This window comes from Pandoraea iniqua (assembly GCF_902459685.1).
Lineage (GTDB): Bacteria > Pseudomonadota > Gammaproteobacteria > Burkholderiales > Burkholderiaceae > Pandoraea > Pandoraea iniqua.
The window spans coordinates 434,021-453,664 of sequence record NZ_CABPSF010000002.1; the positions used below are offsets into that span (position 1 = coordinate 434,021).

General features: G+C 64.3%; 15 protein-coding genes. 5 read left to right on the forward strand and 10 right to left on the reverse strand.

Features of this window, described 5'->3' with window-relative positions; genetic code table 11:
• Positions 1-14 precede the first annotated feature (14 nt).
• Positions 15-2,177, forward strand: coding sequence for a transketolase (tkt, locus tag PIN31009_RS07665; RefSeq protein WP_150789848.1), 2,163 nt, complete (start codon positions 15-17; stop codon positions 2,175-2,177).
• Positions 2,174-3,871: a phosphoglucomutase (alpha-D-glucose-1,6-bisphosphate-dependent) gene (pgm, locus tag PIN31009_RS07670; protein WP_150789849.1), complete on the forward strand. Its 1,698-nt coding sequence runs from the start codon at positions 2,174-2,176 to the stop codon at positions 3,869-3,871. Before tkt ends, pgm begins: the two co-directional genes overlap by 4 nt.
• Positions 3,872-3,903: 32 nt before the next feature.
• On the opposite strand, the gene PIN31009_RS07675 is transcribed toward pgm, so the two are convergent.
• Entirely contained in the window at positions 3,904-4,821 is a 918-nt protein-coding gene (locus tag PIN31009_RS07675) for a LysR substrate-binding domain-containing protein (protein WP_150789850.1), read from the reverse strand.
• Between the two features lie 206 nt (positions 4,822-5,027).
• On the opposite strand from PIN31009_RS07675, the gene PIN31009_RS07680 reads away from it, so the two are divergent.
• The 3 genes from PIN31009_RS07680 (at position 5,028) to PIN31009_RS07690 (ending at position 8,001) form a co-directional block, all read left to right on the forward strand.
• A complete protein-coding gene (locus PIN31009_RS07680; protein ID WP_150683705.1) occupies positions 5,028-5,783 on the forward strand; it encodes an isochorismatase family protein in 756 nt (251 codons plus the stop codon).
• A 6-nt stretch (positions 5,784-5,789) separates the two neighbouring features.
• A complete protein-coding gene (locus PIN31009_RS07685; protein ID WP_246185547.1) occupies positions 5,790-6,692 on the forward strand; it encodes a pirin family protein in 903 nt (300 codons plus the stop codon).
• A 130-nt stretch (positions 6,693-6,822) separates the two neighbouring features.
• The gene (locus PIN31009_RS07690) at positions 6,823-8,001 is read left to right on the forward strand and encodes a GGDEF domain-containing protein (RefSeq protein ID WP_150789851.1); all 1,179 of its coding nucleotides are present in this window, start codon (positions 6,823-6,825) and stop codon (positions 7,999-8,001) included.
• Between the two features lie 67 nt (positions 8,002-8,068).
• Here PIN31009_RS07690 and PIN31009_RS07695 read toward each other — a convergent pair whose 3' ends face one another.
• The 9 genes from PIN31009_RS07695 to PIN31009_RS07735 form a co-directional block, all read right to left on the reverse strand.
• Positions 8,069-9,193, reverse strand: a complete 1,125-nt coding sequence (locus PIN31009_RS07695) for an acyl-CoA dehydrogenase family protein (RefSeq protein ID WP_174997030.1) — start codon at positions 9,191-9,193, stop codon at positions 8,069-8,071.
• 7 nt (positions 9,194-9,200) lie between these two features.
• Positions 9,201-10,397: an acyl-CoA dehydrogenase family protein gene (locus tag PIN31009_RS07700; protein WP_150789853.1), complete on the reverse strand. Its 1,197-nt coding sequence runs from the start codon at positions 10,395-10,397 to the stop codon at positions 9,201-9,203.
• A 46-nt stretch (positions 10,398-10,443) separates the two neighbouring features.
• Entirely contained in the window at positions 10,444-11,616 is a 1,173-nt protein-coding gene (locus PIN31009_RS07705) for a CaiB/BaiF CoA transferase family protein (RefSeq protein ID WP_246185548.1), read from the reverse strand.
• A 118-nt stretch (positions 11,617-11,734) separates the two neighbouring features.
• Positions 11,735-13,063: an MFS transporter gene (locus PIN31009_RS07710; protein ID WP_150789854.1), complete on the reverse strand. Its 1,329-nt coding sequence runs from the start codon at positions 13,061-13,063 to the stop codon at positions 11,735-11,737.
• Positions 13,064-13,206: 143 nt separating this feature from the next.
• The gene (locus tag PIN31009_RS07715) at positions 13,207-14,625 is read right to left on the reverse strand and encodes a UbiD family decarboxylase (RefSeq protein ID WP_150789855.1); all 1,419 of its coding nucleotides are present in this window, start codon (positions 14,623-14,625) and stop codon (positions 13,207-13,209) included.
• Between the two features lies 1 nt (position 14,626).
• Positions 14,627-15,670, reverse strand: a complete 1,044-nt coding sequence (locus tag PIN31009_RS07720) for a porin (RefSeq protein WP_150683711.1) — start codon at positions 15,668-15,670, stop codon at positions 14,627-14,629.
• A 122-nt stretch (positions 15,671-15,792) separates the two neighbouring features.
• Positions 15,793-17,451 carry a thiourocanate hydratase gene (locus tag PIN31009_RS07725; protein WP_150789856.1) on the reverse strand — a complete coding sequence of 553 codons (1,659 nt, stop codon included), beginning with the start codon at positions 17,449-17,451 and terminating at the stop codon, positions 15,793-15,795.
• A gap of 10 nt (positions 17,452-17,461) precedes the next feature.
• Complete coding sequence (locus PIN31009_RS07730) at positions 17,462-18,553, reverse strand: thiohydantoin desulfurase (RefSeq protein ID WP_150789857.1); 1,092 nt, start codon at positions 18,551-18,553, stop codon at positions 17,462-17,464.
• Positions 18,554-18,686: 133 nt separating this feature from the next.
• A complete protein-coding gene (locus PIN31009_RS07735; protein ID WP_150789858.1) occupies positions 18,687-19,631 on the reverse strand; it encodes a LysR family transcriptional regulator in 945 nt (314 codons plus the stop codon).
• Between the last annotated feature and the right edge of the window lie 13 nt (positions 19,632-19,644).

Here is a 19,644-nt window from a genome sequence, read left to right on the forward strand (position 1 = left end):
TGCGGGGTGATTCGATGGAGCCGTCAGTCATACAACAACAAGATCCCGACCTGCTGTGCATCAATACGCTGCGCACGCTCTCGATCGATGCGGTGCAAAAGGCGCAGTCGGGGCACCCGGGAACGCCCATGGATGCGGCCCCGACGCTCTACTGCCTGTGGCAATGGTTTCTGCGCTACGACCCTGAACATCCGCATTGGCCCAACCGGGACCGCTTTGTGCTCTCAAACGGTCACGCGTGTGCGTTGCTCTACAGCCTGCTGCATCTGTGCGGCGTGAAGGGGGAAGACCCCGACGCGCCGACACCGCAAACGTACGATGGGCTGGCCGTCACCCTTCAGGATCTGAAGACGTTCCGTCAGGCGGGCAGCCATTGCACGGGGCACCCTGAGTACGGCTGGACGACCGGTGTGGAAACCACCACCGGGCCGCTGGGGCAGGGCATTGCCACCAGCGTCGGCATGGCGATTTCGCAGCGATGGCTCAGTGCTACCTACGATCGCCCCGGGTTGGCGCTGTTCGACCATAACGTCTACGCGCTATGTGGCGACGGCGACATGATGGAGGGGCTGGGCGCGGAAGCGGCGTCGCTGGCGGGCCACCTGAAGCTTGCTAACTTGTGCTGGATCTACGACGACAACCACATCACCATCGAAGGCTCGACGCGACTGGCATTTACCGAAGATGTCGCGGCACGGTTCATCGCTTACGGCTGGCATGTGGAATGCGTGAGCGACGCCAACGACCTTGCGCAATTGCGCGCGGCGTATCAACGGTTTCTCGACACCGACGACGCACCGACGCTTATCGTCGTGCAAAGCCATATCGGCTACGGCGCACCGCACCGGCAAGACACGCGCGAAGCGCATGGTGAGCCACTGGGCGAAGCCGAAGTCCGGCTGGCCAAGCAGTTCTACGGGATGGACCCGGATAAGCAGTTCGACATACCGGACGGCGTGACGGCGCATTTGCGCGACAACTTCGGTCGCCGTGGTGCCGAGGCCTACGCCGCATGGGCCGCACAGTCCGCGGCCTACCGCGCGCAGTATCCCGATCTGGCTGACGCGCTGGCGCAAATGAGCGCCCGCAAGCTGCCCGATGACTGGGATGCCTCGCTCCCCACGTTCGATGCACCGGCACCCGACATCGCCACGCGTGCCGTATCGGGGCAGGTGCTCAATGCTATTGCCGCACGCGTGCCGTGGCTGATCGGCGGCGCTGCCGACCTGTCGCCCTCGACGCTCACCCGGTTGACGTTCGACGGCGCCGGCGATTTTCAGCCGCCTGCGCCGGATGACGACGGCACGTATGCCGGCCGGAATTTTCATTTCGGCGTGCGCGAGCATGCCATGTGCGCCGTGGCCAATGGCATGAGTCTGTCGCTGCTGCGCCCGTTCGTGTCCAGCTTTCTGATCTTCACCGATTACTGCCGGGCCGCGTTGCGGCTGGGCGCCATGATGGAATTGCCGCTCATCACCATCTGGACGCACGACTCCATCAGTCTCGGGGAGGACGGGCCGACGCATCAGCCAGTGGAGCAATTGGCGTCACTGCGCGCCATGCCGGGCATGATCGTTATGCGCCCGGCCGATGCCGGTGAAGTGGTGGAAGCGTGGCGATTCATCATGACGCTACGGCACACGCCGGTCTGTCTGGCCCTCACGCGCCAGCCGTTGCCCGTGCTGGACCGAACCCGCTACGCCAGTGCCAGCGGGGTCTCGCGCGGTGCTTATGTATTGATCGACGCCTGCGTTGACGCCGGTCTGGAAGACGCGACGCCGGACGTATTGCTACTGGCCTCGGGCAGCGAAGTGGCGTTATGTGTCGCGGCGTACGATGAACTCCGTCGCGAGGGCATTCTGGCGCGGGTGGTCAGCATGCCGTCGTGGGAGGTGTTCGAAAGCCAGTCGCAGGCGTATCACGACAGCGTGCTGCCGCCTGAACTCGCAGCCCGTGTGGCCGTCGAAGAAGCTTCGTCGTTCGGGTGGGAGCGCTACACCGGAATCGACGGCGCCATTCTGGGGCTGCACACCTTTGGCATGTCGGCGCCGCGTGAAGCGCTCGCGCGCCACTTCGGCTTCGACGTCACGCATGTCGTCGCCGCCGCTAAAGCGCAGATCATGAGCCATGGCGTCAAGCCTCGCTTGCCCGCCAACATCGCAGGGAAAACACCATGAATGATTTGTTAATGCCGACGCAGACGAGTCCGCCGGACAGTCCGTTCGCGGGCAAGACGCTGTCGCCGGACCATCTCGTCAATATCGCCCGTCTGGTCACGGCGTACTACGTGCGAATTCCCGATCCGGAAGTGGCCGCGCAGCGCGTGGCATTCGGCACGTCGGGCCATCGCGGTGTGTCGTCGCTCGCGACCTTCAACGAAACCCACGTGCTCGCCGTGTGTCAGGCAATCTGCCGCTATCGCAGCGCGCAGGGCATCGACGGCCCGTTGTTTCTCGGCATCGATACCCATGCGCTGTCCGAACCGGCGTTCGCCAGTGCGATGGAAGTGTTCGCGGGCAACGGCGTCGAGGTCATGGTGGCCGCCGGCGGCGAATACACACCGACGCCCGCCGTCTCTCACGCGATCCTGACGCACAACGTCGGGCGCACCGCTGGCTTTGCCGATGGCGTGGTCATCACGCCGTCGCACAATCCGCCTGATAACGGCGGCATCAAGTACAACCCGCCGAATGGCGGCCCAGCGTCCTCCGAAATCACCGGCTGGATCGAGTCGCAAGCCAACGATCTGCTGCGCGACGGGCTGCGCGCTTTGCCTCGCGTCAGTTTCGATAAGGCCATGCGTGCGTCGACGACACACGGCTACGATTTTCTGAACAGCTATGTCGACGATTTGCGTCACGTCGTCGACATGACGTTGCTGCGCGACACCGGCATTCACATGGGTGTCGATCCGATGGGCGGGGCAGGCGTGCATTACTGGCAGGCCATCGCCGATCGTTACGACCTGAATCTTTCGGTCACGCGCCACACGATCGATCCGACCTTCCGCTTCATGCCGGCCGATTGGGACGGGCAGATTCGCATGGACCCGTCGTCGCACTACGCGATGCAGCGGCTCATTGCGCAAAAAGACAAATTCGACGTGGCGTTCGCGTGCGACACCGATCACGACCGCCACGGCATTGTGGCGCCGAGCGTCGGCCTGCTGCCGGCCAACCACTATTTCTCGGTGCTGGTTCAGTACCTGTTCGCCGAGCGTCCGGACTGGCCGGCCAGCGCGGCGATCGGCAAGACGGTCGTCGGCAGCCAGTTGATCGATCGTCTGGCAGCGAAGCTCGGGCGGCGGCTTTACGAGGTGCCGGTCGGATTCAAGTGGTTTGCGCCGGGGCTTCTCGACGGCTCGCTGGCAGTCGCGGGCGAGGAGAGCGCTGGGGCGAGTTTTCTGCGCCGGGACGGCACGGTCTGGACCACCGACAAGGATGGCTTGATTCCGGCGTTACTGGCGGGTGAAATGACGGCCCGCACCGGGCGCGACCCCGGCGAGCTTTACGTGAAGTTGACCGAAACCCTCGGGGCGCCGGTCGAAGCGCGTCGCGAGGCGAGTGCCACGCCGGCGCAGAAAGCCCGCCTCGCGGCGTTGTCGCCCGACCGGATTCATTCGACACGGCTGGCAGGCGAGCCCATCAACGCGATCCTCACGCGCGCCCCCGGCAACGATGCGCCGATCGGCGGGCTGAAAGTGATCACCGATCATGGCTGGTTCGCCGCCCGCCCGTCGGGCACCGAGAGCATCTACAAAATCTATGCGGAGAGCTTTCTGGACGACAGCCACTTGCAGCAGTTGCTGAGTGAAGCGCAGGCGCTCGTCGATCAGGCATTGGCGGGGGACGCAGCCAACACGTCAACGTGATCGCACGGGCGTTGCCAATTTCCTCCCAACACTTAGCGCAGTAGCGGCGGCAACGCGTCTTTCAGAAAGTCGACCAGCGCACGCACGGCGGGCATCATGCCCCGCCGCGTCGGGAACAGGATGGCGAGCCGGCCTTCCCGCGAGCGCCATTCCGGCAACACCACCTGCAACAGACCCGCGTCCATTTCGTTCGCACAGGCATACAACGGCATGCTGGCGATGCCCATGCCGGCGAGCGCGGCTTCTTTCAGGGCGGCGATGTTGTCGCTTTGCAGCCGCGTGTGAACGATCGGCGTGGTGACGGTGCCGTCCGTGCCGATCAGTCGCAACGACGTGACCGGTTCGTTGATCGACGCGTAGACCATCAGGTCGCCGTGCGGTAGCGCGTCCGGACGATCGATCGCCGGGTGACGCGCCAGATAGGCGGGGCTCGCGACCAGCCCCCAGTGCACCGTGCACAACGGGGCCTGCACCAGACTCGACGACTCCACTTCTACCGCCATCCCCCGCACGACGACATCGACGTTTTCTTCGATGAGATCCACCTGCCGGTTACTGGCTTGTACGGCCAGCCTGACCTTTGGGTACTGCTGCATGAAGCGGGGCAGCAGCTTGGCCAGCACGATGTCGGTCACGACAACCGGCATGCTGACGCGCACGAGCCCCGAGGGCTCGACGGTGCGCTGGCGAACCGCATCCTCACCCGCACGGGCTTCCGCGATCATGGCCTTGCAATGCTCGTAGAGGTCCTGACCGGCGTCGGTCAGACTCAGCCGCCGGGAGGTGCGGTGGAGCAGCCGCACGCCAAGGTTGGCTTCCAGATCGGTAATGCGACGGGAAATTCGCGACTTGCTGACGCCGAGCCGCTCTCCCGCCGCCGTAAATCCATGCTGCTCAACGACCTGCGCAAACAGATAGAGGTCATTCAAATCAACCGAAACGGGGTTCATCGGGCATCCGCGGGTACGTGTGGGTAATGTTCATCGTTCTATACATGCAACGATGGGTTGTCAAATGACATATTTATCTATCGTCGTTGCATAAATATGATTCATTTCAACCGGCGCCGATGGGCACCGGACAGTCAGGCAGCGGCGCAGAGGTGCAGAGGTGCCGGGCCTTTTCCAGATCCAGATGCCTACGTTTCCCAAAGACCATGAAAACCAAACCTTTCCTGAAGGCCGCCGCGCTCGCCGTTGCCGTTGCCACCACTTCCGCAGTGACGGCGAATACCGCCAGCGCAGCCCCAGTCGCTAATGCTGCCAATGCCGCCAACGCCACCAGCGCGGTAGCCCCCTCGGGCGCACCGTACTCGCTGCTCTCGCGTGATAACACCGTGCTGGTGCTGGTCGATCATCAGATCGGCCTGTTCACTGGCGTACGCGATATGGACGTCGGCCAGCTCAAGCACAACGTCGTGGCGCTGGCCAAGGCCGCGAAGACGCTCGGTATCCCGGTCATCATGACGGCCACCGTACCCGACGGCATGTGGGGTCCGACCATCCCCGAACTGACCGCCGCGTTGCCGGGCGTGCCGGTGATTGCCCGGACGTCGATCAACGCGTGGGACGATCCCAACGTGCGCGCTGCCATCGAGAAGACCGGCCGCAAGCAGGTGTTGATTGCGGGCGTGTCGCTGGAAGTCTGCGCCACGTTCCCGGCACTGTCGCTCAAGGCGGCGGGCTACGATCCGCGTGTCGTGCTGGATGCCTCGGGCACGTTCACCGATGCGAAGCGTACGGTCGGCCTGCAACGACTCGCCGGTGCCGGCATTCCCGTCACCGACTACGCGACGGCTGGCGTAGAAATGCTGCACGGCAACGACGATCCCAAGGCTGCACAGGTCTACGCCGATCTGGATATGCCGTTTGCCAACCTCGTGTGGCAGTACAAGAGCGCGCTGAGCAAGTAAGCCGATATGAACCCGTTCGCACGTATCTCGAAAGTCGTCGCCGGTCATGACATGACCATTGGCGATGCCTTTCGGGCCAAGCACTTTGAAGAGCGGGCATTCGACGGCCTGATGGACCCGGTCGTCATGCTCGATCACTTCCACATGACCGGCCCCACGTTTGCGCCGCATCCGCATGCGGGCATTTCGGCGGTGACGTATATGTTCGAGGACGCCGTGGGGGCTCACGTCAACTACGACTCGCTCGGCAATCACGGCCCGATTCATCCGGGGGCGCTGCACTGGTTTGCGGCGGGGCGTGGCGCGGTGCATACGGAGCAGCCGGAGGGCGAAAACCAGCACGTGCATGCGTTGCAGATTTTCGTGAATCTGCCTGCCAGCAAGAAGTTCGATGCGCCCTATGCCGTGCATGCGGAGCCCCATGAAATTCCGGAGTTCAGGACGAAGGGAGTCCGTGTACGGGTGGCGTCAGGCAGCAGCAATGGCGTGGTAGCACCTCACACGCAGCAACTGCCCGAGCCGTTCACGTTGCTGGATGGATTTCTCTGGCCGTCGGCCGAATTCAGCCATGACGTGCCGCGGGGTTGGAGCGCGATGATCTATGCCGTGTCGGGCGGATTGCACGTGACGGTCGATGAGAACGTCCGGCATCTGAACGAAGGGGAGGCCGTCGCGGTGGCTCTCGACGAACACGCCGCACAGGAGGCGATTGCCGTTCGACTCGCCGCTGAGGGGGATAGCCACTTTGTCGTGCTTTCCGGTCCTGCCCTGCACGAGCCGATCGCCAAGCATGGCCCGTTCGTCATGAACACGCGCGAACAGCTTGAAGACCGGATCAGGGCGTATCAACGCGGTGAGCTCGGGCAGCTTGTCATGCCACCGGTTCCGACCAACCACGAACCACGGTAGCGATATGCCGGGGTCGCATGGGGCGGTGCATCCCGTTTCGTTGCAATTCTCATCAACGGCGATGCGGGGTCATCGACTTCGGCTATGCTGGCGGACATATGTGAAACACAGCCCCCCCGACCCCGTAGCTATGTCCATTTCGGCCGTATTCATCAGCATTGCGATTCTGTCGTGCCTCATGAGCGTTGCCATTCTTGGCTCGCTGTTCCGGACGGGTGTCCCGGGCATACGCTTATGGGGCGTCGCAAGTGCCATGCTGGCTGTTACGGCGGGGCTGCTTCTGGCCGGGCCGACCGACCTGATCGTGGTGATCGCGAGCAGTCTGCTGGTGACCGCCTCGATGCTCGGCCTTCACGGTTTCCGGCAATTTCTGCATACCCGAACCACGTTCGCTTGGGAATACGTGGCGGTTGTCGCCATTCTCGTGCTGCTGGTCTACTGGACCTTTCTGTCGCCCCACGTGGACGCGCGCAGCGCCATGGTCTCTGGGTTCATCGCCTATGTGCGGTTCCAGATCGGCTGGATGGTGTTGAAGTACCGGCCCGCCGGCAGACCCAAATATGCCTATTACTTCGTGTCGATCGCGGCCGTGCTGGGGGCCGTCGTACATGGCGTGCGCTGCATCGCCTACGGACTCGGATTCGCCCACGAGACGGTGTTCTTGCAGGCGACGCCGCTGAACGTCATGTTCCTCGGCATGGCGACGCTGACGCTGCCGTGCCTGTCCGTCGGCATGGTGATGCTCGCGCATGACCGTCTGGCTGACCGGATGGAGCGACTGGCGACGTTTGACGATCTGACCGGTGTGCTGGCCCGACGCGCCTTCATCGCGCGGGCGGAGGCCATCCTCGAAACCGCCGTGGCGACGCGCTCGACGCTATCGATTGCAATCCTCGACATCGACAACTTCAAGGTCACCAACGACCGGTTCGGGCACGCCGCAGGCGACAAGACGCTCGCCCACGTGGCGTCCGTGATTTCGCGCGAAGTCCGGCAGGGGGATCTGGTCGGGCGAATCGGCGGTGAGGAATTTGCGCTGCTGCTGCCGTCAACAACACGAGAGGACGCCGGGCGCCTCGTCAACCGGCTGCGCGCCATCGTGGCGGCCTCGGGCGCCGGTGTTCAGGGGCGCGACGTGGTGTCTACCCTCAGTGCGGGTGTCGATGAGTTCGGCGAGGGCGATACACTGGCCGCCGTGATGGCGCGAGCCGACGCGGCCCTCTATGCCGCGAAAGCCAACGGCAGAAACTGCGTCGTCGTGGCGCCATCGGTGGCGTACCGGTCGCTCGCGTTGATGGAAGCGTCGTAAGCATCGTAAGCGCGGTCATCCGCGCGATACGATGAGGCTCCCTAGACCTCCCAAGTCCCCACAAAGCTCACTCAGCCAGACGCGCAAGATGATGCTCGGCCGTGCCGAATTGCGCGTTCATGACGGTCAGCCGCTTGAAGTACGCCCCCACGTTCAACTCCTCCGTCATGCCGATGCCGCCATGCAGTTGAATCGCGCCCTGACCGATGATGCTGGCCGCGCGCCCGAGCTGCACCTTCGCCATCGATTGCAGACGTGAGGCTTCGGGCAGATCGTCCGCCATCGCCATGTTGACGGCTAGCGCGATGGAGCGGGTCTGCTCCAGTGCCGCGTACATATCGACCTGACGATGCGCGAGGGCCTGAAAGCTCCCGATGGGCCGGCCGAACTGTTGACGGGTCTTGAGGTAATCCAGCGTGGCGTCGTGCAACACCTGCATGACCCCGAGCGCCTCACCGCACAGCGCAGCAATGCCCCAGCCGAACAGATCGTCGATCACCTCGGCACCACGCCCGGGCTCACCCAGCACGCTCTCCTGGGCGATTGCGACCTGATCGAATGACAGATGACACGCCCGGCCGCCATCAAGACGGGTGAAGTCGCGTTGCGTGAGACCCGGCGCATCGGCGGGCACCAGTAGCACTGTGAGCCCGTCGCGTTCGTGCGCCGCGCCTGCGCTGCGTGCCACCACGATGAAGAGTCCGGCCGAGGGGCCGTCGAACACCATGTGCTTGTCGCCGTGCAGCACCCAGCCGCCTGCCGCCGCACGCAGCGGTAGCTGCGACCAATACCGGTTCTGCTGCGCCCCCTGTTCGTAATACGCGAAGGCGGTGCGCAACTTGCCTTCGGCGAGGCCCGGCAAGTGGTTTGCCTGCTGCGTTGACGTGCCATGCGCACTGATCGCGCGTGCCCCGAGCACCGCCGTAGACAGGAACGGTTCAGTGGCCAGCGACTGGCCGAGCGCTTCGGTAATCAACATGGCTTCGACCGGCCCGCCGCCGATGCCGCCCATGGCCTCGGGCAGCAACACGGCGAACCAGCCTAGTTCCGCCATCAGGCGCCAGTCGTCTTCGCTGAACCCCGCGGGGCTGGCGATGAGCTTGCGGCGGCGCTCGTAGTCACCGTGCGCCCGCGCGAAGTCGAGCGCGCTGTCTTGCAGCATGCGTTGCAGTTCGTTTGTCGAGAAGTTCATGGCGCGCTCACAATCCCAATACCTGCTTGGCCAGCACATTGCGCTGGATTTCGTTGGACCCGCCCCAGATCGAGACCTTGCGCAGATTGAAGTACGCCGGACCTGCGGCGGCGGCACCGTCGGCGGTTACCGATGTGCCGTGCTGGCCATCGAGAAACGCCTCGTCGAACGCCGCGACGTCGAGCGCCATGCATTCGAGTGCGAGCTCGCTGATCGCCTGCTCGATTTCGGTGCCGCGAATCTTCAGGATGGAAGCGGCCACGCCCGGGCTCTGGCCGGCGTTCATCGCGCTGAGAAAGCGCAACTCGGTCAACTCCAGCACGCGCAGTTGCGTTTGCAGATCGGCGAAACGAAGGCGAATGGCCTGACTGGTCCACAGGCTGTTGCCGACACCATCCGTGCGTGCGCGAGCGAGGGTTTCGAGTTGACCGAGCAGCCGCCGCGAGCGCGCCACGCCGGAAATCACGAAGCGCTCGTGTTCGAGCAGAAACTTGCCGTACGACCAGCCGACGCCTTCATCGCCGACGCGTTGCGACACCGGCACGCGCACGTTGTCGAAGAACACCTCGTTGACCTCGGCGTCGCCATCGAGCAATCGGATCGGCCGCACGGTGATGCCCGGCGACTTCATGTCGAGCAACAGGAACGAGATGCCTTGCTGCGGCCGCGCCTCGTGACTTGTGCGCACGAGCGCGAACATCCAGTCGGCCCACTGTGCCCATGTGGTCCAGATCTTCGAACCGTTCACGACGTAATGGTCGCCATCGCGCACCGCGCTCGTCTTGAGCGAGGCTAGATCGGAGCCGGCGCCGGGTTCCGAATAGCCCTGACACCACCAGTCCTGATTGGCCAGAATGCGCGGCAAAAACCGCTGCTTCTGCTCGTCGTTGCCGTACGTGTAGATCACCGGGCCGACCATGTTGACGCCGAACTGCACGAGCGGCGGGCAGGGCAGGGCACCGTACTCCTGCGCGAAGAGATACTTCTGCGCAGGGCTCCAGCCCGGGCCGCCGAACGCCTCGGGCCAGTTCACGGCATACCAGCCCTTGGTGCGCAGAATGTCCTGCCAGCGCACGTAATCTTGCTTGTGCAGGCGCTGGCCGTGCTCGACCTTCAGGCGGATGTCTTGCGGCAGATGACGGGTGAGGAAGTCCCGGACTTCGAGACGAAACTGTTCTTCCTCGGGACTGAAACGCATGTCCACGATGGGGTCTCCTTGTTTTTATCGGATACGGCGGCACCGCGTCGCGCTAGACGACGTTGTCCCGGTGCAGTTGCGCGATGGCGTCGGCCGACAGGCCAAGCACGCGTGCGAGCACATCGTCGGTGTGCTGGCCGAGCATCGGCGCTGGCGCTGCGCCGGGTTGTGGTTCACCTGAAAACTGCACGGGCTGGCGCATCACCTGACTGGCACCGAGTACCGGGTGGGTGACATCGGCCACGACGTGGCTGCCCTCGATCGCTTGCGCAATGTCCTGAATCGGGGCGGCGGGCACGCCCGCGCGCGTCAGCGCATCGACGGCATCTGACACCCGCTGCGTCTTCGACCAACGTTCGATGTGCGCACGCAATTCGTGATCGTGCTGGCTGCGCCACGTGTCCGTCACGAAGCGTGGATCGGTACATAACTCGGGCGCACCGATCAGCAGGGCGACCGCGTGAAAGAGTTTGTCGTTGGCCGCCGCGATGACAAGATGGCCGTCGAGGGCCTCGTAGGCACCGAACGGTGAACTCATGGGATGCCGGTTGCCGACGCGTGCGGGCACTTTGCCGCCGAACAGGAATTGCGAGAGTGCCGTTGGCTGAATGGCGATCAGCGAGTCGAGCATCGCGACATCGATATACCGTCCGCTGCCGGTACGTTCGCGCGCAAACATCGCGGCCATGATGGCCCACGCGGCGTACAGCCCGGCGCAGATGTCACCGATCGATTCGCCCACCATCGTGGGCGCACCGTCGGGTTCGCCGGTCACGCTCATGATGCCGCTCATGGCTTGCGCGACGACGTCGTAAGACGGACGTCCGGCGTTGGGTCCTTGCTGGCCGAAACCCGAGATGCTGCAATAAACGAGCTTGGGATTGAGCGCGGCGAGTTGCGCGTAGCCGATGCCCAGACGCTCGGCCACCCCCGGTTTGAAGTTCTCGACGACGACGTCGCAGACTTGCGCGAGCCGCTGGGCGAGTTGTTGCCCGTCGGGATGCTTGAGATCGAGCCGCAGGCTCTGCTTGCCGCGATTGTTCAGCACGAAGTTGGCGCTCTCGCCCTGAACCATCCGCCCCATGTAGCGCTGGTCGTCACCGGCCGGCGGTTCTACCTTGATGACCTCCGCGCCGAGATCGGCCAGCATCGCGGTGCAATACGGTCCGGCTAGTACGCGCGTGAAATCGAGAATGCGGACGCCTTGCAGCATGCCAGCCTGCATGTCGGACTCCCTGTTGGGTGAGAAGTGAGGAGGCGCACCGCCCGTGGTTACCGGGGATGCGCCTGACGCGTCTGATGCGTCGATTGTGGTCAGCGCCCGATCAGCGCCAGATCAGCGCTTAGTCGGCACGCCGCGCGGGCATGAAGGCCACGGCGACGAGCGTCACCACGGCTGCGCCCATCACGTACAAGGCAGGTGCGAAGGCAACACCCGTGGTGTAGGTAATCCACGTGAGAATCGCCGGGGCAAAGCCGCCAAGCAGCGTGACGGCCGCGTTATACGACAGCGACATGCCCGAGGAGCGAACGGCCGTCGGGAAGATCTCGGAGAGTGCGGCGGGCGCGACACCCACGAACAGCGAAATCATGGCGCAGAAGGCCGATTGCACGATGACCAGCGTGAGCGTCGTGTGCGATGCACCAAGCCACATCATCAGCGGGTACACACCGACGAGCAGGGCGACCGCGCCGAGACGCAGCATCGTGCGGCGGCCGAACTTGTCGGAGAGCGTGCCCGACAACACACAGCCCGCCGTCAGGAAGAAGTTGCCGATAAACGCCGCGAGAAACGCCTGCGAGCTGGTGAAGCCCATCGACTTCTGCACGTAGATCGGCATGAAGATGATGAGGGCGTAGGGGCCGGCGGCCCACAGCACCGAGAGACCGAAACCGATCAGCAGTTGTGCCGGATGTTCGCGCAGCACCTGAAGCAAAGGGGTCTTCTTCACGTCGCCCTGTTGTTTCATGCGTTGGGCTTCGAGCTTGAAGTGCGGCGTTTCGTCGAGCGCCTTACGCATCCACAGACCGACCGGGGCAATCGCCAGACCGATGATGAACGGAATGCGCCATGCCCATTCGGTGATCTGATCCTGCGTGAACACCGTCGTGACGAGCGTTGCCACCAGCGCGCCGAAGATATTGCAGATGCCCATGCTGGCTTGCAGCCACGACGCATACTGACCTTTCTTGTCGGCCGGGGCGTGTTCGGCAAGAAACGCCGTCGCGCTGCCGACTTCACCGCCGGCGGAGAAGCCCTGAAGCACGCGGCCGCACACGATGAGCAGCGGCGCACCCACGCCGATGGCCGTGTAAGGCGGCGCAATGGCGATGAGCAGTGTGCCGAACGCCATCAGCATGATGGTGAGCGTGAGCGCGGCCTTGCGGCCCTTGCGGTCGCCATACGAGCCGATCAGCAGCGCGCCCAGCGGGCGGGCGACATAACCGAGCCCGAAGGCGAGAAACGACCCCATCAACTGCACGGTCGGGTTGCTGTCGTGAAAGAAGTTCTGTCCGATATAGACGGCAAAGAGCGCGTAGATCGTGAAGTCGTACCACTCCAGCGCGTTACCGGCCGACGCGGCGATGATGGCGCGGCGGCCCGCGTTCCCCTGTTTGGGGTGGGCGCGCGGCACGGGCTCGGCAGCCGGGTCGATAAGCACGTCTTTCATGTAAGAGTCTCCAGGCGGATGTCGTTCCGGCAATGCGCTCGCGCCGCCGGGATAATCAGGATGCTAGGGAAGTTCGGGAATGACGTCGTGTGACTTAATATTCGAAACACATAACACCACGTTAAGGGTTGGCTAGGCACTTGCTAGGTCTTGGCTAAGGGCTGTGCCGCAATTCGCTGCGCAACCTTCTCCATCACATCGGGCGGCGGCACTGCACGCGTCCAGTCCGGGCGGTCGCATGCCCGGCGTGTCGCGTTCAGCCCGAGCTTGGTGGCCACACCGTCTTGCTTGATCGGCTCGGACCGGTCGGTGCGCCCGCCGGGAATCACCAGCATGTCGCGGTCGGGCCGCATCCGTGTCGCGACGGCCCATTCGACTTGCGAGGCGTTCCAAGGATCGACATCGTCGTCGACGACCGTGATGTTCTTAATCAGATTGACGCTGCCCCACAACGCGAACATCGCTTTCTGGGCATCGCCTGCCCGATGCGCGCTCAGACTCACAACGGCGTTCAGACGCCCGCAACCGCCGTGGCCGACGGCCACCTCGCGCACGGGAATCGCAACGGCGCGCAGCGAGCGAGCGAGCCCCGCAGCGATGGCGACGCCGCCAATCAGCGTGTGCTCCGGGTAGTAACCCGGCTCGATGATCTGGAACAACGCATCGTTGCGCCGGGTCAGGCAATGGAACGTCGCCACCGGGCCGCTGCCATACGGCTCGTACATGCCGTGAAATTCCGAGACGAGCTTCTCGTCGTGCTGCTCGTCGATATCGAGCGTGCCTTCCAGCACCCACTCGCAGGCAGCGGGTACGTCCAGCGGGATGGTCTTGCAGGCGACAGTGCGAACCGGCTCGCCCAGCAGCGCACCGGCGCAGTCGAGTTCGTCGTCGCCCAAACGCAGATACAGCGCGGCGGCGATCAGCACGGCAGGGTGATTGCCGACCGTCACCGCAATCGGCAAGGTCTCGCCACGCGCCTTGGCCTCGCGCGCCATGACCGCAAGGTGATGATTGGGCGCGATGCCCACCATGCCCCGGTTGCCGTCGAGCAGCTTCACGCGCGCAAACGACACATTGCCTTTGCCAGTGCGGCTGTCGCGCGTGAAGATGACGCCCGCCGTGATGTACGGCCCGGTCTCCCCCGGGAAGAACAGCGGCGCAGGGACCTCCCGCCGCAGGTCCGGCGTGTGGATCACGGTTTCCTGACAGGCGCCGTGTGCCACCCGTTGCGGCGCAATGCCTTGCTCGATGGCCGAGACGATGCGCTGTTGCATGTCAGTACGCGAGATACCGAGGCCCAGCGCAATGCGCTCTACCGAGTTCAGCAGATTGCCGATGGCCGCTTGCGCGTGACCGGTCACGCTGTCGAACTGCACAGCAGGCCCATCGGCCAACTGCGCGAGCCACGCCGAGATTTCGAACTGCGGATCAACGGGTTCGCCGACCCGCAACAACTCGCCGCGTTGCGCGAGGGCTGCGATGAACGGGCGCATGGACTGCGCGTCATCGGGGTTGCGATCGGTCGAACCGTTCGCTGCGGCCGGGGCATGAAGTGGGTGCATATCAGAAGGCCATCCGCATGCCGACACCGGCCGTGTTGCCGCTGGAGTAACCGGTCGCGCGATCTTGCATATAGGCCGCGTACAGGTCGGTGCGTTTAGAGAGGCGGTAGTCGTAGCCGACCGACCACGTCGAGCGGATCGGGTCGCCCCGGCCGTGGCTCTTGGCATACATCCACGAGGCGAGGAGGGCGCCGTTGCCGATCGGCACCGATGCGCCGATTTGCCCGCTATGCGTGTTCAGGTCGCCGCTGTCGATACCGTCGTGCAGGTATTGATAGAGCGCGGTGATCTTGACCACCGAAAAGTCGTAACCCACGGCAGCCATGACCGCCGACTGCAAGTTGAACCCGGCGATTTGTGTGGTCAGATCGCCCGGTGTCTTGTCGTAGCGCACTTGCTGATACGCCACCGTTGCCGAGAACGGACCATGCGCGTAAATGGCGTTGCCGCCCCACTGGTTCTGCCCTTGCGCACCGGCCTTATTGCCCGTGCCGTAAATCAGGCTCGCCTGCCAGTCGCTGCCGCCTGGCGTCGTGTAGAGCAACGAGTTGTTCCAGCCGTTGTCGCCAGCGAGCCCCTGACCCGAAACACCCTTGTACATGTGGTTGAGCACCGGCGAGAAGGCGAACGAGGTCGAGAACGGGTTGAAGCGCAACGCCGAGACGTAATACGGCGTGGTGTTGCGTCCGATCAGGAACGCGCCAGCCGGCGTCGACAGGCCGACATAGGCATTGCGTCCGAAGAAGGTGTCGCCGGCAAAACGTCCCGTGCCGCCGTTATTCGGTTGAAAGAACGCTTCGAGAGCGAAGACGGCCGCGTAGCCATTGCCCAGATCCTCGCGCCCGCCGATGCCCCAGAAGCTGGTCGCCATGCCGCCCGGGCTCACGTTCCACGCGCGCTCTTTGCCAAGGGCCTTCTGGGCGGCGACGTAGACATCGACCACCCCGTACAACGACACGTTCGACTGCGCAGCAGCGATCTGGCTCGCTCCCGCTGTGGCAAGCGCCACGCCCGCCCCGATCCACCAATGTTTGATTTTTTTCATGAGTTTATGATTAGTACTATTAATTAAATACTCGTAGGGATGGAAGATGGTTATTGCGCCCCTCGCGGGGCGCCGGGGCGGGTGCTGGCCGCTAGCGAGTTCGCGTCAGTCCGCCGTTGTGGTCATGGCTGCGGTGTCGACGCGGTATCGATGCGGCCGATGCCCTTCAATCCGACTTCATCGAGCGCTTCTTCGTAACCGGCATCGGCATAGCGCAGCACCCCGCTGGCCGTGTCGTTGGTCATCGACAGACGCAGGCGATCGTCGGCCTGTGGCGTGCCATCGGCCACGACGGTGACGCCCGCACTGGTCATGTAGCCGCTGTATCCGCCGCCGCCCGAGTGGATCGCGACCAGATCGGCGCTCGACGCGCAGTTGAGCATGGCGTTGAGCAGGGGCCAGTCGGCGATGGCATCGGAGCCGTCGCGCATGTTCTCCGTCATGATGTTCGGATGCGCCATGGCGCCCGCATCGAGGTGATCGCGCGTGAAGGCGATCGGTGCGCTCAATTCCCCGTCCCGCACCATCCGGTTGACCTCCAGCGCCAGCTCGGTGCGCTCGCCGTGCCCCAGCCAGCCGATGCGGGCGGGCAGGCCTTCGAACGGCACGTACTCGCGGGCGAGGCGAATCCAGTTCGCGACGATCTGGTTGTCGGCGAAGCGCAGGAGCAGGAAGTCGTCGATCTTGCGGATATCGTCCGGGTCGCCCGACAGCGCAATCCAGCGGAACGGCCCGATGCCACGGGCGAACAGCGGGCGCAGGAACGCTTCAGTGAACACGGGGATGTCGAAGGCCCGGGCCACGCCGCCTTCCTTGGCATGCGTGCGAATCAGATTGCCGTTGTCGAACACCACCGCGCCTTTGTCCTGAAAGCCGAGCATGGCAGTAACGTGGCGCACGATGGACGCGCGGCTCTCGCGCATGAGGGTGTCGGGGTCGGTCTTGCGCAATTCGGCCACCTGCGCGAGCGTGTAGCCGGACGGCACATAGCCGTAGACGAGGTCGTGTGCCGACGTCTGGTCCGTGACGATGTCGGGCACGATGCCACGCGCCAGGATTTCGGAGAACACGTCGGCGGCGTTACCGAGCAAGCCGACCGAGATCGGCGCGCGTCGTGCCTGCGCATCGCGAATCAGCGTGAGGGCGTGATCGAGATTATCGGCGCGGCATTCGAGGTAGCCCGCTTTCATACGCTTCTCGATGCGCTCGGGATTGATCTCGACGGTCAGGATGGCCGCGTTGGCCAAGCGGCCCGCGAGCGGTTGTGCGCCGCCCATGCCCCCCATGCCCGCCGTGAGTATGAAACGGCCGTGCAGGTCGCCGTCGAAATGCCGCTCGGCGATGCGCGAGAAGATTTCGTAAGTACCCTGAATCACGCCTTGCGAGCCAATGTATTGCCAGTCACCGGCGGTGAGGCCGCCCCAGCAAATCAGGTTTTCTTTCTCCCAGCGGTAGAAGTTCTCGGCACGCGCCCATTGGCCGACCATATTGCAATTGGCCATGATGACGATCGGCGCGCGGTCATGCGTTTGCAGCACGCCGATGGGCTTGCCCGACTGCACGATCAGCGTCTGATCGTCTTCAAGCGTGAGCAGCGCCCGCACCATGGCGTCATGCGACGGCCAGTCGCGCGCGGCACGGCCCATCGCCGCATACACGATCAGGTTGTCGGGATCTTCGCCCACGGCGAGCACGTTTTCCAGCAGGCGCAGCAGCGCTTCCTGACGCCAGCCTTTGCAGCGCAGGGTGGTGCCGTGCGGAATCGGGAATTCTCGTTTCATGCGGGTGCCCTCAGCTCGCCAGTGCGTAATCGGTGAAGTTCATGCCGAGTGCTTTCTCGACCACGGGGTAGACCGACGGGTCGCGCACGCTCGACGAGAGCGGAATCTCCCCCTTGTGCACGTGCAGAATCACGACCTCCATGCCCTCGCGCAGCTTGCCGGCGGACACGGGGTTGCCGTCGGTGTCGAGGGTGGTGATGACGTCGGGGTAGCAGGCAATGCGCTCGCCGTGCGCGTCGGTGACGGCCATGTGCTCGTTCATCACGTGAATGACGCGCCGGTTCGGGCCTTCGCCGATTTCGACGGTGCCGATGTCGAAGGCTTCCTGCGTGTAGGCCAGCGTGTTGCGCGCGACCTTGCCGGTGCCGATGAGGCTGCCGCGCGTCGCTTTGCAGATCGCGTCGATCACGGCGGCGCCGCCCTTGGGCTGCGCGGCGAGGATCGCCTCGCCCAGCGAGAGCGCCATGCTGATGCCACCGAGTGCCGCGTGGCGGCGCACGTATTCGGCACGAATCGGGTTGCGGCAACTGGCGATGAAGCCGCCCGCCATGTCGGCGGCTTTGCGCAGCACGGGCGAGACTTTGGCCGTGGCGCCGTGCACCGTCAGTTCGATATAGGCGTTGTTGGCGCGGTTGCCGCCGACGGCGCTCTGGATCATCGGGGCGGGCGAGTTGGCCAGCCCCAGCGACCCCATATCGCCGGTCGGATGCGCACGCACGTCGCCGACGGCGTCGATGACCTTGGTGCCGAGCACGGCCGAGGGCAGCCACGCGTTGAGCGTGCTCGACATACCGTTCTGCCCGATGATGAGGCCGTACAGCGATTCACCCAGTGCGTCCTGCACGCGCTGCGCGGCCTTCACGTAGTCGATGCCGAGCATCTCCCAGTCGGTGAGCCCGCCGGGGGCACCGATGGCGGCAGCCGTGGCAATCCAAGCGTCGTCCGGCACTTCGTCCATCGTCACCAGTTCCGGGCGGCCAAGGGTGACGGCCAGCGTGCCGAGCTGGCGGCCATGTTCCGCCCAGCCGCCGCCACCGCACGCAAACACCGAACCGCCCAGCACGGCGGCTTCGACATCCTTCAACGTCAATACGCGTCCCATCCGAATTGCTCTCCTCGTTCATTGGCAACGCCCAAAGCGCGTTGCGTCGAGGAGATTATGAGAAAGCACCCGGATAATGTCGTCGCGTCATTTATACGCACCATATAACTTCATGTTAAGGGTGCGCGGGACGTCAATCGGTGGGCTCGTGCCCGTCGTTTTTCTTGGGGTTGCCGGTATGGCGCGGCCGCCAGCCGGCGTCGAGGGCACGCAGCACACGCACGAACTCCTGCGCGAGCCGCGACATCGGCTCCAGTTGAAGATGGAACACGTTGACCGGCACATTGACGGTGTCGACGATCGGCACCGTCACGACGTCGGTCCAGACCGGGCCCTTCACGGTCATTTCGTCGACCAGCGCCACGCCGGCGGAGGCTTGCACCAGTGCACAGGCCACGTGCGCCTGTTGCACTTCCACCACGGGTTCGGGCTGCTGGTCGGGGCCGCCGAACATGTTTCGCGTCAGCATCCCGAACGGAATATCGGGGCTGTAGCCGATGAGCGGTTCTTTGGCGAGCTCGGCCATCGTCACGCTCTCGCGGGTGCTGAGCGGATGGTCGGAGGGCAGGGCCGCGACGATCTTGTTCTCGTACAGCGGGATGGTGGCGAGGCTCGGATGATCGACCGGCATATATGCCACGCCCAGCTCGACCTGCTGACTCAGCAGCGATTGCAGCATCACACTCGGGATCAGCGTTTGCAGCACGACGCGCACTTCGGGATAGCGGCGGCGAAACGCGGCGATGGCACGCGGCAGCAGTGACTGCCCAAGGCTGGGGCTGCACGACAGGCGCAGTTGCCCGTCGCGGTTCTCCGCCAGATTCTCGGCCACCTCGTTCACGCGCTGCACGCTTTGATACAGCGTGGTGACCTCGGTAAAGAGGCGGCGCGCCTCGGGCGTCGGGTAAAGCCGCCCCTTGATGCGCTCGAAAAGCGTGAAGCCGAGCCGTTGCTCGGTATAGGAAATCAGGCGGCTGACGGCCGGTTGGGACACGAACAGAAGCTTCGATGCCCCGCTGATCGATCCGCTCAGCATGATGGCCCGGAAGACTTCGATCTGCCGCAGGTTGAGTTTCATACCCTTAACTTTT